This is a genomic window from Achromobacter sp. PD1, from assembly GCF_048541815.1.
Taxonomy (GTDB): Bacteria; Pseudomonadota; Gammaproteobacteria; order Burkholderiales; family Burkholderiaceae_B; genus Achromobacter; species Achromobacter bronchisepticus_A.
Genome location: NZ_CP183349.1, coordinates 5,173,155 through 5,188,384, shown reverse-complemented (window position 1 = coordinate 5,188,384; position 15,230 = coordinate 5,173,155). Strand labels below are relative to the sequence as shown.

13 protein-coding genes are annotated in these 15,230 nt (G+C 67.7%); 3 read left to right on the top strand and 10 right to left on the bottom strand.

Annotated features, from left to right (window positions below):
- Positions 1-10 precede the first annotated feature (10 nt).
- Positions 11-1,696 carry a diguanylate cyclase gene (locus tag ACM1PE_RS24370; protein ID WP_419341207.1) on the bottom strand — a complete coding sequence of 562 codons (1,686 nt, stop codon included), beginning with the start codon at positions 1,694-1,696 and terminating at the stop codon, positions 11-13.
- 280 nt (positions 1,697-1,976) lie between these two features.
- On the bottom strand, positions 1,977-3,005 hold the full coding sequence (locus tag ACM1PE_RS24365) for a DUF2235 domain-containing protein (RefSeq protein ID WP_419341206.1): 1,029 nt from the start codon (positions 3,003-3,005) through the stop codon (positions 1,977-1,979).
- 341 nt (positions 3,006-3,346) lie between these two features.
- Here ACM1PE_RS24365 and ACM1PE_RS24360 point away from each other — a divergent pair, with 341 nt between their 5' ends.
- Positions 3,347-4,102: a 5'-methylthioadenosine/adenosylhomocysteine nucleosidase gene (locus ACM1PE_RS24360; protein WP_419341205.1), complete on the top strand. Its 756-nt coding sequence runs from the start codon at positions 3,347-3,349 to the stop codon at positions 4,100-4,102.
- Between the two features lie 12 nt (positions 4,103-4,114).
- Here the strand turns inward: ACM1PE_RS24360 and ACM1PE_RS24355 are convergent, their stop codons facing one another.
- The gene (locus tag ACM1PE_RS24355; protein ID WP_165867768.1) at positions 4,115-4,279 is read right to left on the bottom strand and encodes a hypothetical protein; all 165 of its coding nucleotides are present in this window, start codon (positions 4,277-4,279) and stop codon (positions 4,115-4,117) included.
- Between the two features lie 56 nt (positions 4,280-4,335).
- A complete protein-coding gene (locus tag ACM1PE_RS24350) occupies positions 4,336-5,727 on the bottom strand; it encodes a tetratricopeptide repeat protein (RefSeq protein ID WP_419341204.1) in 1,392 nt (463 codons plus the stop codon).
- 181 nt (positions 5,728-5,908) lie between these two features.
- Between ACM1PE_RS24350 and ACM1PE_RS24345 the strand changes: the two genes are divergently transcribed.
- The gene (locus ACM1PE_RS24345) at positions 5,909-6,355 is read left to right on the top strand and encodes a hypothetical protein (RefSeq protein ID WP_306635395.1); all 447 of its coding nucleotides are present in this window, start codon (positions 5,909-5,911) and stop codon (positions 6,353-6,355) included.
- Here the strand turns inward: ACM1PE_RS24345 and ACM1PE_RS24340 are convergent.
- On the bottom strand, positions 6,352-6,621 hold the full coding sequence (locus ACM1PE_RS24340; RefSeq protein WP_042795237.1) for a PAAR domain-containing protein: 270 nt from the start codon (positions 6,619-6,621) through the stop codon (positions 6,352-6,354). The genes ACM1PE_RS24345 and ACM1PE_RS24340 overlap by 4 nt on opposite strands.
- A 36-nt stretch (positions 6,622-6,657) precedes the next feature.
- On the bottom strand, positions 6,658-6,909 hold the full coding sequence (locus ACM1PE_RS24335) for a hypothetical protein (protein ID WP_059371245.1): 252 nt from the start codon (positions 6,907-6,909) through the stop codon (positions 6,658-6,660).
- 172 nt (positions 6,910-7,081) lie between these two features.
- Here ACM1PE_RS24335 and tssA point away from each other — a divergent pair, with 172 nt between their 5' ends.
- Positions 7,082-8,182, top strand: a complete 1,101-nt coding sequence (gene tssA / locus ACM1PE_RS24330; RefSeq protein WP_419341202.1) for a type VI secretion system protein TssA — start codon at positions 7,082-7,084, stop codon at positions 8,180-8,182.
- Positions 8,183-8,229: 47 nt separating this feature from the next.
- On the opposite strand, the gene ACM1PE_RS24325 is transcribed toward tssA, so the two are convergent.
- From ACM1PE_RS24325 to ACM1PE_RS24310, 4 genes are all read right to left on the bottom strand, one after another.
- On the bottom strand, positions 8,230-9,024 hold the full coding sequence (locus tag ACM1PE_RS24325; RefSeq protein ID WP_059371247.1) for an OmpA family protein: 795 nt from the start codon (positions 9,022-9,024) through the stop codon (positions 8,230-8,232).
- 2 nt (positions 9,025-9,026) lie between these two features.
- Positions 9,027-10,010, bottom strand: a complete 984-nt coding sequence (tagF, locus tag ACM1PE_RS24320; protein WP_059371248.1) for a type VI secretion system-associated protein TagF — start codon at positions 10,008-10,010, stop codon at positions 9,027-9,029.
- Positions 10,007-13,711: a type VI secretion system membrane subunit TssM gene (gene tssM / locus ACM1PE_RS24315; RefSeq protein ID WP_118935190.1), complete on the bottom strand. Its 3,705-nt coding sequence runs from the start codon at positions 13,709-13,711 to the stop codon at positions 10,007-10,009. Before tssM ends, tagF begins: the two co-directional genes overlap by 4 nt.
- Positions 13,712-13,830: 119 nt before the next feature.
- Positions 13,831-15,219 (bottom strand): hypothetical protein, encoded by a 1,389-nt coding sequence (locus tag ACM1PE_RS24310; RefSeq protein ID WP_419341201.1) that lies wholly within the window; start codon positions 15,217-15,219, stop codon positions 13,831-13,833.
- Positions 15,220-15,230 lie beyond the last annotated feature (11 nt).

Here is a 15,230-nt window from a genome sequence, read left to right as displayed (position 1 = left end):
GCTCGTGGCGTCAAGCCATCTGTTCGAGCAGCACGCAGTTGCGGCCGGTCAGCTTGGCCTTGTACAGCAACTCGTCCGCGCGGCGCGACAGGTTCTCCAGCGCCGCCGTATCGCCGCCGCGGGCATGGGCGACGCCGAAACTGGCGGTCATGCTGAAGGAGGAACCGCCGTCGGCGCGGATCCGCGTTTGCGCGATGCTCAGACGCATGCGTTCCGCAATGTCCCGGACGCGGTCCGGATTGCGGCTGCGGCACAGCACCGCGAATTCTTCGCCGCCCACGCGCGCGACCACGTCGGATTCGCGGAAGGTCGTGCGGCACAGGTGGGCCACGGTCTTGAGCGCTTCGTCGCCAGTGGCATGGCCGTGCGTGTCATTGATGGACTTGAAGTGGTCGATGTCGAACAGGATGAAGCCCAGGCCGTCCTGCGCGTCGTTGCGGATGTCGTCCAGCGAAGCTTCCAGGCGCTTCTCGAAGGCGCGGCGGTTCAGCAGGCCCGTCAGGAAATCCGTTTCGGCCATGATGGCGAGGTCTTGAATCAGGCGGTCGCGTTCGAGCTCCAGCTTGCGCACGGCGGCGGCGTTGTCGTTGAGCACGTTCAAGGCCTTGAACATGCCGTTCACTTCGCCGCGGTATTGGTCCGCCGGAATGGCCGGCACGTCGCCGCCTTTTGCGATCGCGCCGATGATGTTCGTGGCGCGCACGAAAGGCCGGATGACGCGCTTGCGGAACATGGACAAGCCGATGATCAACGCGGCGGTGAGCATCGCGGCGGCCGCCAGGGTGGTCAGCAGCACGCGGATCGCGGCCTGGCGGTTTTCGCCGATGCGCCGCTCCACTTCATTGAGCATCAGGTCGCGGAACCGGAGGATGGACTTCATGCGCGGCACATAGTTCGCGCCCAGTTCGTACATCGATACCAGGGATTCTTCGGGCACCCGTTCGGCCATGGCGCGCACGCTGTCGAGGTAGTTCATGCCGTCGCCGAAGTACTGCTGCTGCAGTTCGCGGTAGGCGAGGGAGGAGGCGTATCGCGGCATGCTGGCGATGTTGGCGTCGATCAGCGCGCGTAGTTGGTCGATGCGGCCGATCACGCGTTCTATCCGCAGCTGGTCGCTGGCGGTCAGCGTGCGGCGCTTGCTGAGGGCGGGCGCGAACGTGGAGCCGAGCAGGCCGGCCTGTTCGCGCAGTTCGCCCGCCAGCAGCGCCAGCGACAGCAGGTCGAAGTCTTCGCCCTGGTTCCGGGCGATCAGGCCGATGCCGTCGGACATCGCGGCGCGCAGTTCGGGAACCACCGCGACCATGTCGCCGACCACTGTCGACAGGTTGTGGCCGGAGGTGTGGGCGCGGGGCGCGGCGATGGCTGCGTCGGCGCTGGCGCGGGCGTTCAACAGGGACTCGCGGATGCGCTGGATGTTGGTGAATTCGCGGGCGCCGTTGGGATTGAGGGGCGCGCGGTAGAGCGCAAGCAGGTCGGCGATCTGCGCATTGGTGTGCTGGCGGGCTTGGTCCAGCGCGTGCAGGATGTTTTCAGGGACCGGCAGGTCGGAACCCAGCGCCGAGTTCATGGGGCCGCGTTCGGCGGATACGGCCTCCATCGTCATCAGGGTCGTGCGGACCACGACGAAGCCTCTCAGGGCGTCGTCGGTGGCGGCCAGCGACCGCCAGTTCTGCTGCACCACGATCACGGTCAGCATGGAAACCGGCAGCGCTACGCCTGCAGCCAGTGTCAGGAAATACCTTTCAAGGGATTTGAGAGCAAAGACATTGCGGAACATGCGTAAACATCGGCTCGGAACAATGACTGGTGGCCGGAGGTTACTTGAAATGCGCTACGCATAAGCATTGTTTCCCCTCCACATTCCGACAGGTGGAAGTTTGTATCGCTTTAAATCGCATAGTCTCATTTCCGAGCGCATTGCATCACTCTATTGCGAGTCATCACATTGCGTTCGCCGCCCGCGCGCGGCGGGCGGGTCACGGCCGCGCCACGGGCAGCTTTTCCAGCGCGTCCTTGAAGTCGGGGTACTCCTTCAGGAAATCCAGGCTGCGCCCGAACCGCTTGAGCAGCTGTTCGTCCACCGTCAGATTGAGCACGGTTGCGCCGTCCCACAGCCTGGGCCGCTTTTTCACATGGATCAGCACCTTCTCCGTGAACTCGCGGTAGGAATCGTGCGGCTCGCATTGGTCGTAGTCCGTGGCGACGCGTTGCGCCAGGCCGGCCTGGCGCGCCTTCTCCTGCAGCCACGAAGCCGGCAGCGTCTGCAGGCTGCCGTCGCGGTAGCCGCCGCCGACGTCCGAATGGGCGCCGATGAACCAGCGCTGCTCGACCGGATGGTCGGGCGGGCGCGGCTCGGAGTTGGCCAGACGGGTCCACAGGGTCGGCGCATACGGTTCGCGGAATTCGTTGGTGGCGATGGCGTGATAGGCGTGATGGACGTGGTTGCTGAGTTCGGTGTCGTGGAAGTTGTAGAACCTGGAGAAGCCCGGAAAAGGAATGCCGCCCACCGGTATGCCCAGGCTGCCGACCGTGTCCCAGACGCCGACGAAATGCACGTCGGTCTCGCGCGAAAAATTCAGGCGGAAGGTCGCGGCTTCCAGCGAGGAGGGAATGCAGTCGTCGCGGTAGAGCGCATAGGCTTGTTCCACGTTGCTGTCGGAAGGATCGTTCAGCAGGCCGCATTTGCGCACCATGCCAGCCAGGCTGCGGGCGGAGTAGGCGCCGCGGCTGAAGCCGAGCAGGAAGATGCGGTCGCGCGGTTCGTAGCGTTGGCAAAGCCAACGGTAGCCCGCGCGGATGTTGGCCGACAGTCCCGCGCCAAAGGCGCCGCCGGCGAACTTGTCGATGGCCGCCCACAGGCCCTGGCCCTGCGTGCCCACGCCTTCGATGTAGAACGTCTCCTGCGTGGAGGTCTCGGGCGCCGCCTTGTAGAGTTCGTAGACGTTGGTGCGGTCATTGGGTTCGTTCCAGGTCCCGTCGAAGAATACGGCTAGATTCTTCACCATGATCGTTCTCCACAGATTGAGTCTTGCAATGAATCTGCTTGCTGGCATGGTCCGCGTCGTGCGCGACGGTAAGCTAGCACGGCGTTCAGACGCCGCCGGGTGCGTGGTTTCCCTGCTGAACGGACATACACCGCTTTTTTGACTAGCTAATTGGTAGCAATCCCATCGCCCCGGCCAGGTTCGCAGGGCGGCGCGGGTGCAGCAGGACAGTTTCACTACATCAAAAGTTGCAATCCTCATGACAAGCATGGCTAGGCCCGCATGCGTTGGCGGCCTCGGCGCGCATGGAGTATGTTGCGGGCAGGGCGGCCGCGGGCCGCGCATTACCTGAGTAGATGTACATGGGACGTTTAGCCATATTGGGCGCCTTGCACGAAGAGATCGCCGACCTGCTGGCGGCGATGGACCCGGGCGCCGCCATCCATCGCATTGCCATGCGCGACTTCCACGTCGGCACCTTGTGGGGCACGCCTTGCGTGATTGCGTTGAGCCGGATCGGCAAGGTGGCCGCGGCTGCGACCGCCTCCATCGTGATCCAGGAGTTCCAGGTATCGCGGGTGATCTTCACCGGGCTGGCCGGCGGCTTGCATGAGGATGTGGCGGTGGGCGACGTGGTCGTGGCCAGCGGGCTGATGCAGCACGACATGGACGCGCGGCCGCTGTTCGGGCGGCATGAGATCCCCTTGTTGGGGCGCGAACGCTTCGATGCGGATCCGGTTCTGAGCGGGCGGTTGCTGGAAAGCGCAGGGCAGTTCGTGCGCGGCCATGCCGGCTTGCCGGCGGAGCAGGGCGCACGGCTGCCGCGGGTGCATCATGGACTCATCGCCACCGGCGACGTCTTCGTCAACAGCAATGACTATGCGCACCAGCTACGCCAGCGCCTGCCCGATGCGCTCTGCCTGGAAATGGAAGGCGGGGCGATGGCGCAGGTCTGCTACGAATTTGGCGTGCCCTTCGCGGTGCTGCGGGTGATTTCGGATCAGGCCGATCACGCCGCGAAGGCCGATTTCACTGACTTCCTGGTGAACCTGGCGCGGGTCTACACCGCCGGCATCCTGGCGCCCCTGCTGAAGTCGGGCGCGCTGCGGGAAGCCTAAAGCTGGCGCTTGTCAGCGGCCGGTGTCGGGGTAGTTGGGGCCGGCGTCGTGGAAGCCGCCCTCGCTGTACGGATTGACCGCGCCGGGATGGGGCGGGCCGCCATTGCCTTGCGCGCAACCGGCCAGGACCAGGGCCGTGGCCATGAGAGTAAGCAAGCGGGTCAGGGCGGATTTCATGATGGTCTCCTGCGCGTACCGCTGTTGCGGGGCGCTGCTGGTCTGTCTTGGTTATTTTACGCCTCGGCGCCAGTGGCGGACCTGGTCTTGCGTTTGGTCTGCGGCGCCGCGCAGCGCTGCTGATAGGCCTGCACCTCGCGGGAGCTCGCCGCCTGGAAGTAGGGGTGCGGATGGCGGGCTTCGCGCAGCGCGTCGTGCATGCGCCCGCCCCACACGCATTGCGCCTCGGCCTGGTTCCAGAGCCGGGTGGCCAAGCCTTGCTGGCCGTGGCGCCACAGCGCCAGGCCGTAGTCGGCCACGATTTCCTCGTCGCGCGGAATTTCGCGGTAGGACTGCTTCAGCAGGTCCAGCCCGCCGTCGATGTCGCCCTTCAGGGCCAGGATCCAGCCCAGGGTTCCCAAGTTGTAGGGGAGCGGGCCGGCGGTGGCTATCGATTGGCGCGCTTGGGTTTCGGCTTGCGCCAGGTGATCGGGAAAATCCGCCAGGTAATAGGCGATGCTGTTGGCCCAGTCGGGTTCGTCGCGCAGCGGCGTCTCGGCCTGGCGGCGCTGCAATTCCAGCGCGTCCTCCAGCGCCAGGGCGGGCATGCCCAGCAGGCGTTCCAGCTTGAACCGTGCGCGCAGCACATCGCGATCCACGGGCGCGGATCCTGAGCGGGCGCGTTCCAGCCATAGGCGCGCCAGGTCGGCGCGGCCGGCCATCAGCAGCAGGTTGGCCATGTCCAGCTGTTGCTGCGGCTCTGCGCCGCAGGCGGTGGCATCCACCAGCTGCAATGCGCCCTCGGCATCGTCCTGGCTGAACTTGCGGTTGATGGCGTCCAGCTCGTCGAAGCACTGGCGGTTTTCCGCCGCGCTCGCTTCGGTGGATATCGACAGCGTGGCAGCGGGCTGGTCGTGGGTGAAATAGGCGGTATTGCCCTGGGCGGTGGTGTACCCAAGGTCCACCCATTGCTCGCCCCAGCGCACATGCATGGTCGTGACGTAAGGCCAACCTCCCAGCGGCTCCTTATCCCCGCCGCGCTGCAGCTGGAACACACTGCCCCAGGCGCCGCTGCCTATGCGCCGGATCAGGGTGAAGTCATCGGCGGAATGCGCCTCGCGGGTCCAGATCCAGGCGCTGCGGCCCAGCGCGTCGGTGACGCCGTGCACGATGCCGTCGTGGTCGGGCGTACCCTCGATGGACTGGTCTTTATCTGTCAGGAACAGGCGGTATGGCGTATTGGGAGCAATGGCGCCGCCGCGGCTGTTGTCCAGCCTCAGGATCAGGTAGCGGCCATGTTCTCCCTTGCCATACTGCGGCATGCCCTGGGGCGGGGCCGCGGGCGTGCTGCGGGTGGCGGGTTTCCGGGAGGACGAGCCGGCGGCGGCATAGGCCGGCAGAGCCGCCTGGGCAAGCGCGAGCGCGCCGGACAATAGCAACGGGTACAGCCTGGATTGCGGAAGCGTCATGGGTGCTGCTTGAGGTCTGAGCGAGAGAGCCTGAGAGACAGGCGGCATTCTCTCAGAGAACGCGTTGTGCCGCTGGTTCGCGCGCAAACACGGCGGCAGCGAAGGATCGGATGCGGCGGACGCGGTCCTGTGGCATTCTTGCGCCCGCACCCCGCCGCCGCATGCGGCGCATTCCTGTTCCATGATGCCGAGAGTCTTCCTGCGGTTCTGTGATTTCCTGCTGCTGTCCGCCGCGGCGGCGCTGTTCGGCGCTTGCCTGACTTCGGTGCTGAAGACCGATGCCTACGGCTGGATGATTCCCGACGCGCCATACCTGTACGGGCCATTCGAGTTCTATGTCGATGCCGCCTTGGCGGGGCTGGCGGGCCTGCTGACGCTGGCGCTGGCCGAGCGCGCGGCGCGGGTGCGCCGCTCGGCCGCATGGCGGACCGCGGCGACGCTGGCCGCCGCGTTGGTCGCGCTGTATCTGGCGCCGCCCGAGCCTCAGGTGTTCGGCAACACCTGGGCGCCGGGCGAGGCCACGATGGAACTGTTCGTGGCGCAGTGGCGCATGGTGCTGCCGATTGCGTTCGCCGTGCTGGGGTTGCGCCTGGGATTGCGGCGCGTGCTTGCGCGGTCCGCGGCCTAGCCCTGCTCCAGCCGGTAGAACTGCTGGCTTGCGATCAGCGTCGCGCCGCAGGATGTCTTCATGCCTTCCAGCGCGGTGCGGCGGTCCGAACTGACGGCGGCCGCGCCTTCGACGATGGTATGCGTGCCGCTGCACTTGGGGCAGGTGACGCGATCGCCCAGCCGGGCCATGGGCTGGCCGAAGATCATGACTGTTTCGTCGCCCGTGACGACCACTCCGCCATGTGAGGTGCGGTCGCCCTTGCGTATCACCGATAGCTGCGCCATGGCTGCCTGTTGCCCTGTCAGTTTGGTTATGTGTGCTTACAGATAGGTGCCGTCCGGGGCCTGCCGCGGCGTGCCGGTGACGAAGGTGCCGTCGGGCGCCATGCGGACCGGGCCGTCGCCGCCCAGGTAGCGGCCGTCAGGCGCGCGCTGCGGCTTGCCGGCAACGTAAGTGCCGTCCGGCGCGCGCGTGATGGGCCCGCCGTCGCCGACGTAGGTGCCGTCGGGGCAGCGGCGCGGCTTGCCATTGATGAAGCGGCCGTCGGGCATCATGTGGAATGACTTGTTCATCGCGCATCCTTGTCCTGGGGAACCCGCATGATATCCAGGGTCCGTGATGCGTTTTGTAATAGGACGTGTCATCTTCAAACGCAACGTCGTTACAGATATGGGAGGATCGGTCCTCTTATCGCCGCCCGCCGCTGGCCCGGCGGCCGCGATCCTGCCATCCGACCAGATATATATGAGCGATATCGACACATTGCTGCAGCCCATTGCGGGCGAGGCGCCCTGCGGCGTCGACATGGTGTTTTCCGCCGAATTCGACGCCATCCGCGAAGCGCGCCGCCACGATGATCCGAACCTGGACCAGGGCGACTGGGTCATCGACATCAAGGAGGCCGACTGGCCGGAAGTCATCCGCATCTGCACCACCGTGCTGCGAGAACAGAGCAAGGATGTGCGCGTGGCGGCCTGGCTGGCCGAAGCCTGGGCCAAGACGCGCGGCTTCGTTGGACTGCGCGACGGCTATCTGTTGGTGGACGGCCTGTGCCGCCATTACTGGGACGGCCTGCATCCCGTGCCGGACGAAGGCGACGTGCAGCAGCGCGTGGGCAATCTGGCCTGGCTGCTGGCACGCTCGCAACAGCTGATCCGCGAGCTGCCGCTGACGCAGTCCGAGGGCGGGCGCTATGGCGCGGCCCTGTGGGACAGCGCCTCGCAATTGGCCAACGCGGTCAAGCGCGCGCCGCAGAATGCGGCTGAGATCACGCGCGGCAAGCTTACGCTGGACCAGTTCGACGCCGCGCGCCGCGACACGCCGCCGGCCTTCTACTCCGAGCTGGAGGGAAATCTGCAAAGCTGCTTCGCGGCGTTGGATACGCTGGAACAGACGCTGGCGGAGCGCCTGGGCGACGAGGGCCCTGCCTTCTCGCCGGTGCGCGATGCGTTGCGCGACGTCACCGAGCTGACCCGTCGCTTCGCTCGCGACGCCGGGCTGCTGGTGCGCGCGGATGCCGCGGCGCCGGCCGCTGCCCCCGCTGCGCCCGCAGCCACCCGGATGGAGCCGACCTTGTCCGCCGCCGCCCCTGATTCCGCCGCGCCCGCAGCCGCGCGCGGCCCGCTGCAAACGCGCGAGCAGGCGCTGGCTCAGCTGCGCGAAGTGGCGGAGTTCTTCCGCCGAACCGAGCCTCACAGCCCCGTGGCCTATCTGGCCGACAAGGCCGCCAGCTGGGGCGAGATGTCGCTGCACCTGTGGCTGCGCACCGTACTCAAGAACGGCGATGCGCTGTCCGGCCTGGAAGAGCTGTTGGGGGTGCCCAAGCCGCCGGACCACAACGGCTGAACGAAAAGTCCCCTTGGCGAGCCGGCCCTTGCGGGCCGCCCTGGCGCCTAGCGGCTGGCGCGGAACTCGATGCGGCGGTTCTTGGCGCGGCCTTCGGCGGTGGCGTTGGTGGCGACCGGCTGGTCCGGCCCCGCGCCCAGCGTCTCGAAGCGCGCTGGCGGCAGGCCCTTGTCCACCAGATAGGTCCTGACCGCATCGGCGCGCGCCTGGCTCAGCGCCAGGTTGGTGCTGCGGCTGCCGGAACTGTCGGTGTGGCCGATGATTTGCACCTTGTCGCTGTGCAGCTTGGGCACCACGTCCGCCACCTTGTCCAGCAGTTCACGGCCGCGCGGCGTGAGCGTGGCGCTGCCGGTCTCGAATTCCACCACGCGGTTGGTCAGGACCTGGTCCAGCAGCCCCTGTTCGTCCTTGCTGGCGGATACGCGCAGGCCGTTGACGATCTTGTAGGTGGGATTGAGCGAGGTCGCGAAGGCGCTGGCGATTTGCTGGCGCGAGGCTTCGTTCTGCACTTCGCCGCGCAGCCGGATCTGGGTGCCGTCGATTTCCAGCTGGCCGCGGTTGATCTGCTTCAAGGGCTGGCCGATCAGTTTGCCGACGTGTTCCGACCAGTTCGGCGGCGCGACCACGCCGCCCACGTCGATCTGGTCGATCACGTTGCCCACGCCGTACACCTGCTGCAGCCGCGCCAGCACGTCGGCCTTGGCGGCTTCGTCCGGCACGGCGCCGCTGGCCACGACCTGGCCGGGTTGGGGGATGACGTTGGCGGGCACTACCGTGGCCGCGTCCTGGGCCGCGGCCGTGCAGGCATACAGCGCCGCCATGAGCATGAAGGAAAGGCGCATGGTCAGGCTCCGGTAAAGACTTCAAGAAAGGTATCCAGCGCCAGGCGCAGGGACAGGCGCGGCTGGTCCAGGTAGCTGGACAGCTTGGCCAGGCCATGGCTGGCGGACACGTGGTTGCGGACCCAGGGCGCGTCCTCCAGCACGATGTGCTGTTCGGCATACGCCTGCGGCGTGGACAGCAGGCTGGCCAGCGTCTGAGGCGAGGCGCCGCGGAAATCCACGGCCAGCCGGTGCTTGCCGGCAATGCGGCCGATGAAGAGGGTGATCTCGAAGTCCGCGCGCGACAGGAAGGGCGAGATCAGCGTCATCCAGTAGGCGGCCACCAGGTTGATGTAGAGCGGATCGTCCGGCAGCGGCAGCGACAGTCCCTTGTCCAGCTGCGAAGAGCCGCTGGACATCACCGGCTCCAGCAGGATGCCCAGCGCCAGGATGATGTCGTGCACGCGCGCGGCGTGGCCGTTGCCGCGCAGCATCGCCTCCAGCCGTTCCACGGTTTGCAGGTCGACGAAGGCATCGAAGCCGTCGTCGGCGGCCGTGCGGATTTCGCCTTCCAGTTCGTTGAGCGTCTGCAGCGCCGAGGCGGGATCGCCGTCCTGCATCAGCAGGGCGGCGGCGCCGCTCATGCGGTTCCACATGCGGCTGAAGGCGATGGGGCTGCGGGCAATGAAGGCCAGCGGCTTCTGCACTTCCACCGAGGTGGCCGAGAGGAAGGGGTAGCGGCGGCCCGACAGGTCCTGGCTGGGCTGCAGATGCCCCGCGATGGCCAGCTTGCCGCGCGACCCCAGGATGGCGAACGGCATGGGTTCGGCCTCGTCGTACAGCGCCTTCCAGTGCGGCTCCTGCGCCAGCATCTCCATGGTGCTGGCGACCCAGGCATCCAGCGTGGCCATCAACTGCGGATGCGAGGTGTTCTTCACGAAGTCGCCGCGGCTGGGAATCTTGCCGAAGTAGGCCGTGCGGAACAAGGGGGACTGCGGGTTGCTCATTGCGGCGCTCCGGGTTGCGTCTGGGCGGAGGATTCGGAAGAGGCGCCGATCACGGACGAGGGCAGGCGCAGGTTGCGCAGGCCCTGGCTGCCGCCGGGCTCGCTGCCGCCGGCGCCGGGCGCCTGGGCGTTGCTGATGATGCGCAGCTTCACCGGCACCGTCACGTTGGATTTGCCCCAGCTCATATTGAAGCTGCCGTCGGCGTTGGCGGTGCGCTGGGCCGTGGAGATCAGGCGTTCCAGGCCGAAGCGGCCCGGTTCGTTGACGATCTCGACCACGCTGCCGTCGAAGGTGGTGGCGGTGATGCGTGCGCCGGGGGCGCCCTGGGCGTTGGGCCACACGAAATTGACCCACTGCGGCGGGGTATTGCGGTAGCGCAGCTGCTGGCCGTCGATCTCGATGGTGTACTCGGTCACGCCGGCCGCGGGCTTGGGCTGGATCTGGAACAGCGTCTGCGGCTGGCTGGCCGCGCCGCTGCCGGCCGCGCCACCCGAGAGCGGCGCCACCCACTGCGCGAAGTTGGCCGTAAAGGTGGGTTGCAGGCTTACGCCCATGTCGCCCCAGGTGCGCGCCGTGAGGATGTCGCCGCGGCGCACGGTCAGCGGGCCCAGCGTGTCGTTGACGTACTTGGCGATGCTGCCCTGGGGGCCGAATACCTGGCCGATCTCATCGCTGCTGGCTTCGACGCTGGCGCGGCTGGCGAAGGGGTACTTCTCCGCCAGGGTCTGGTTGAACGGGCGGTAGACCTGCGCGTTCCAGACCTTGTTCAGCTCGGATTCCGCCGGCTGCATGGTCACGGCGTAGGCCTGGATCAGCGGGCGCACCAGCAGCGGGCGCAGGGTCTCGCGCTGCGTCGCCGACATGCCCGCCAGCATCTGCTCGTCCACCAGCTTCAGCGCGTCGGCCAGTTCCGAGTCCTTGCCTTCCAGCGTCTGGCGCATCAGCGTCAGCGCGCCGGGGCCGGGGTCGCCCTGGTTGTTCAGCAGGTTGAAGCGGGTGCGTATCTTCGACAGCGCGCCCATGTAGTTGCCCAGCAGCGACTGGTTGTCGCGCGTGACCACCAGGCGCGCCACATCGGAGAATTCGCGTCCCACCGGCCCCATCGGAATCGCTTCGCCGTTGGCGGCGGTGGCGGGTGCGGCGGACGGCGGCGTCTGGCGCAGGATGACGCGCTTGAACCAGCCGACCACGCCGCTCTGGGCCTGCTGCAGCCCGGCGTTGATCAGCGAGGGATTGTCCCAGGAGGTCTGCTCATAGGTGGTGTTGATGAGCTTGGCGATGGGCGAGGTCTGCGGATCGCCCAGGCGGTTCATCGCGCCCACCGATTGCTCGAAGCTGGTGAAGGGCTTGATCGTCACGCCGCGCAGGAACTTCTGCCACTCCTCGGCGTACTCGGTCTTGTACATCGTCGCCAGGCTTTTCTGGATCTGCTCCGGGCTGCCTTCCAGCGTCAGGTCGTCGCGCGCGTTCACGCCCAGCACCCAGTCGCTGGTCTGCACTTCCTTCTTGGCGGCCTCGCCGATGGCGGGCTGGATGTACTGCTCCCAGGCTTCGCGCGTGAACGTGCCCGGAATGGCATAGCTGCCCGCGACCACGCCCGCGTCGTTCTCGCCCACGATGCGCGCCACCGTCATGGCCTGGAAGCGCGTCGCGGCGCGGGCCTTGAGCGTGGCATAGGCGCGTTCGCGCGCCGGCATGCCCTGCATCACGGCGCGCAGGCTGCCGCGGGTCTTTTCGACCAGCGCCAGATTGGTGTCGATCTGCGGCCAGCCTTCGTCCTGCGCGCGGCCGACATAGAACGAGATCAGCCGCTCGGCGCTGCGGATCAACTGGTCGCGCGGCATCGCGCCGCGGTTGGTTTCCAGCCAGCCGCGCCAGAAGCGCGTGATCTGGTCGGACAGGTGCGTGGGGTCCACGTGCTGATGGTTGGCCATCATCAGGTAGGTCTTGAGCGCGTTGTAGGCGTCGTCGGCGTTGGTGGGCGAGGCGTCCTGGAACAGGGTGTCGCCATTGGCCGCGTGCGCGGCGCGGGCTTGCTGCGGCGCCGGTTGCGGCGCGCTGCCGCTGGCTGCGGCGGCGGAGGTGTCGACCTTGGCCAGGAAGTCTTCCAGGCTGGCCTTCACCGGCGTCAGCATGAACTGGCGCGCGCCGTTGTAGTACTCGGCCAGCAGCCGCTCCTTCAGCACGTCGCCCTGGTACAGGCCCAACCCCAGCGACCACGGGCGGCTGGAGGAATAACGGTCCAGCTGCTCGATGCGGTCCTGCAGGATCTCCATCGCTTCCAGCCTGCTTTGCAGGTCGGTGCGCTCGCTTTGCAGGCGCACCACCTTGTCCAGGTCGGCCTGCACGTTCTGCGCCAGTTGGCGGTTGCCCAGATAGGACCAGCTCCAGCCGCCCAGCACCAGGCCCAGCGCCAGCACCAGGCCGAAGAAGGCCAGGTAGCGCATGCGCGTCTTGGCGGGGCTGGCGTGCTGGCGCACCAGTTTCTTGTCCGCGAAGATCACGCTGGAGAACAGGTCGCGCAGGAAGAAGCCGTTGTTGGAGGTGACGCTGCGCGACTGCGCGCGCGCGGCGGGACGCAGCTCGAAGCGTTCGGCCAGCCGTTCGGTGGAAGTGCTTTGCGTCACGCCCTCCTGCAGCGCGCTGGTGAAGTAGAAGCCGCGGAACACCGGCTTGTACTGGAACGGATTGGTCTCGAACAGCGTGGACAGGAACGTGCGCAGCGCCGGCTTGATGCCGGCGAATTCCAGCGGGAAGGTCAGCAGGCCGGGCGGCAGGTCGCGGCTGTTGCGCAACGAGATCTGCGCCGTGCCCATTTCCTTCAGGCCTTCATACAGTTCGTCGAAGCGGCTGTCGAACAGCGCCAGCACGTCGCGGTTTTCCTCGGCGCCGTAGGGCAGGGTCGCGCCCCAGACGCGGTCGCGCTCGCTCTGGTCGCTGTCGGAGAAGAACTCGCTGAAGCCCGAGATCAGGTCGGCCTTGGTGAAGATGATGTAGACCGGCGCGAACACCTCCAGGCGGTCGGTCAGCTCCTGCACGCGCTGGCGCAGGTTCTTGGCCAGGTTGATCGCGAATTCCGGGCCCGCGCCCGTCAGCTCGTCGATGCTGGCGGCCACGATGATGCCGTTGATGGGCGCCTTGGGACGATGCCGCTTGAGCAGGTCCAGGAAACCCATCCATTCGTTGCGGTCCTCTTCATGCACCGAATAGCGTCCGGCGGTGTCCAGCAGGATGCCTTCGGTGGTGAAGAACCAGTCGCAGTTGCGCGTGCCGCCCACGCCGCGCACCGCCGCGCCGTTCTTGTCCGCAAAGGGAAACTGCAGGCCGGAATTGATCACGGCGCTGCTCTTGCCGGCCGCGGGGTTGCCGATGACGATGTACCAGGGCAGCTCGTACAGGGCTTCGTTGCCCGAGGTCTGGCCGATCTTCGAGGTCTTGATGGTGCGCACCGCCTGGGTGAGCCGCGTGCGCAGCGCTTCCACGTCGTTGCGGTTGGCGGCGGCGCCCGTCTGCACCTGCTGCTCCAGCATGTCGCCCAGGTTCCTGTTGGCGCTGCGTGCGCGCCGCCGGCGCCACAGATAGGCGCACAGCCACAGCAGCACGCATACGCCCAGCGCGATGCCCGCCCAGACCAGGCCGATCTCCACCGTGTCGGCGAACAGGAACAGGAATACCACCAGGGCCACCAGTCCGAGCGCCATGAAGGTGCGCGGATTGGCCAGCGCGCGCGAGGACCAATGTCGGCCTTCGCTGATGGCGCGGGAGGCGCCGGATAGGAGATCGGAGGGGCTGCGCATGGTTTGAGCTATGTTCTTGTGGGTCAGGCGGGAAGGGTTTCGGAAGGCGACACCAGCGCCAGCGTCCGCAGCGCCGGGTCCTGGGTCATGAGGGCGAGCACGGGCGCGCCGGCCTGGGCGCAGGCGACGCCCGCGACGGCCACGGTCAGCAGATGCGCGGCCGCGCCGGTGTGGCCGCAGCCGGAACCTACCGCAAGGCAGTCCAGGTTCGGGTCCAGCGCCGGGAACAGCGCGGCAGCCAGGCCGGCGCTTTCCAGCGGGCGGCTGCCGCGATGGTCGGCGTCGCTGATCAGCGCGGCCACGCCATCGGCGGGCTGGCCTTGTTCGGCCAGGAACTGCGTGGCCAACTCGGTCACTCGGGGCTCATGCAACGCGCCGCGCGCGTCGGCGTCGATCGCGCGCCGTGTTTGTGCAGACAGGATCAGGGTCAGCGCGGAATCGGCGCGTGCGGACTCGCCGCCAGGCGCATGGGCGGCCAGGTCCAGCAACAGGCCCGCCGCGGCTTCGCCTGGCACCTGGCCTTGAGGATTGGCGTTCGACATGAGGCGGCCGGCGGCGTCCCATTGCTCGACGCGCGCGGCATCGATGTAAGAGTCGGCGACGGCGACCAGGCGCAGCGTGGCGCTGCGCGCGGTCAGGGGTTCCTGCGCGAGTTGACGCAGCAGGCCGTCGCAGGCGAGCGCGTTTGGCGCGGCGTGCAGGCGCTGCGCGATGCGGCTGGCTGGCCACGCCGCGGCCGCGCGCGCCTGGTCGGCTGCGTGGTCGCGCACGGCGTCAGGCCATTCGGCTGGCAGCAGCAGTTCCAGCTGCAGCAGCGGCCAGGCTTCGTCGCGTTGCGGTTCGCCTTGCTTCAGTACGATGGCCCGTGCCTCCAGCGACAGCGCTTCCACCACCTCTGCCAGCAGGGAGCTTGCGCGTACGCGTTCTTCTTCGAGCGCGGCGGCCGGAGCATGCGCCTCGCGCGCTGCGGCGCGCAGCGCATCGGTATCGAGCTGCGGCGCCCGCGCGCTGAAGATCGGAAAGCCTTGCGTGTTCTTGAAGGAGGGATCCAGATCCGGGCGCTGCTGCGCGGCCAGCGCCGCGTGGATCGCGGCGGGCTCGCTGCCGACTGCGGCGCTGGCCGCGCTGCCCAGCACGCGCAGGCGCGCGGCCTGGGGTGCGGCCTCGGCGGTCTCAACGGCGTCGTCTTGCGCGGGTTGCGCCGGCGCGGCGCGCGCTTCGCGGCGCGCACGCACGATGCGCGCGCCGCTCCAGGCGGCGGCGATCAGCGCCAGCGGCAGCGCGAACAGATAGAGGCCGATGTCCACGCCCGTGGGCAGCGTGCGCGACTCCTGCCACCAGATGATGACGGCGAGCCAGACCACGCCGAAGACGAGGGCCAGCAGCAGCCCGGTTTTGAGTATGCGGGTCATCGATGCGATCC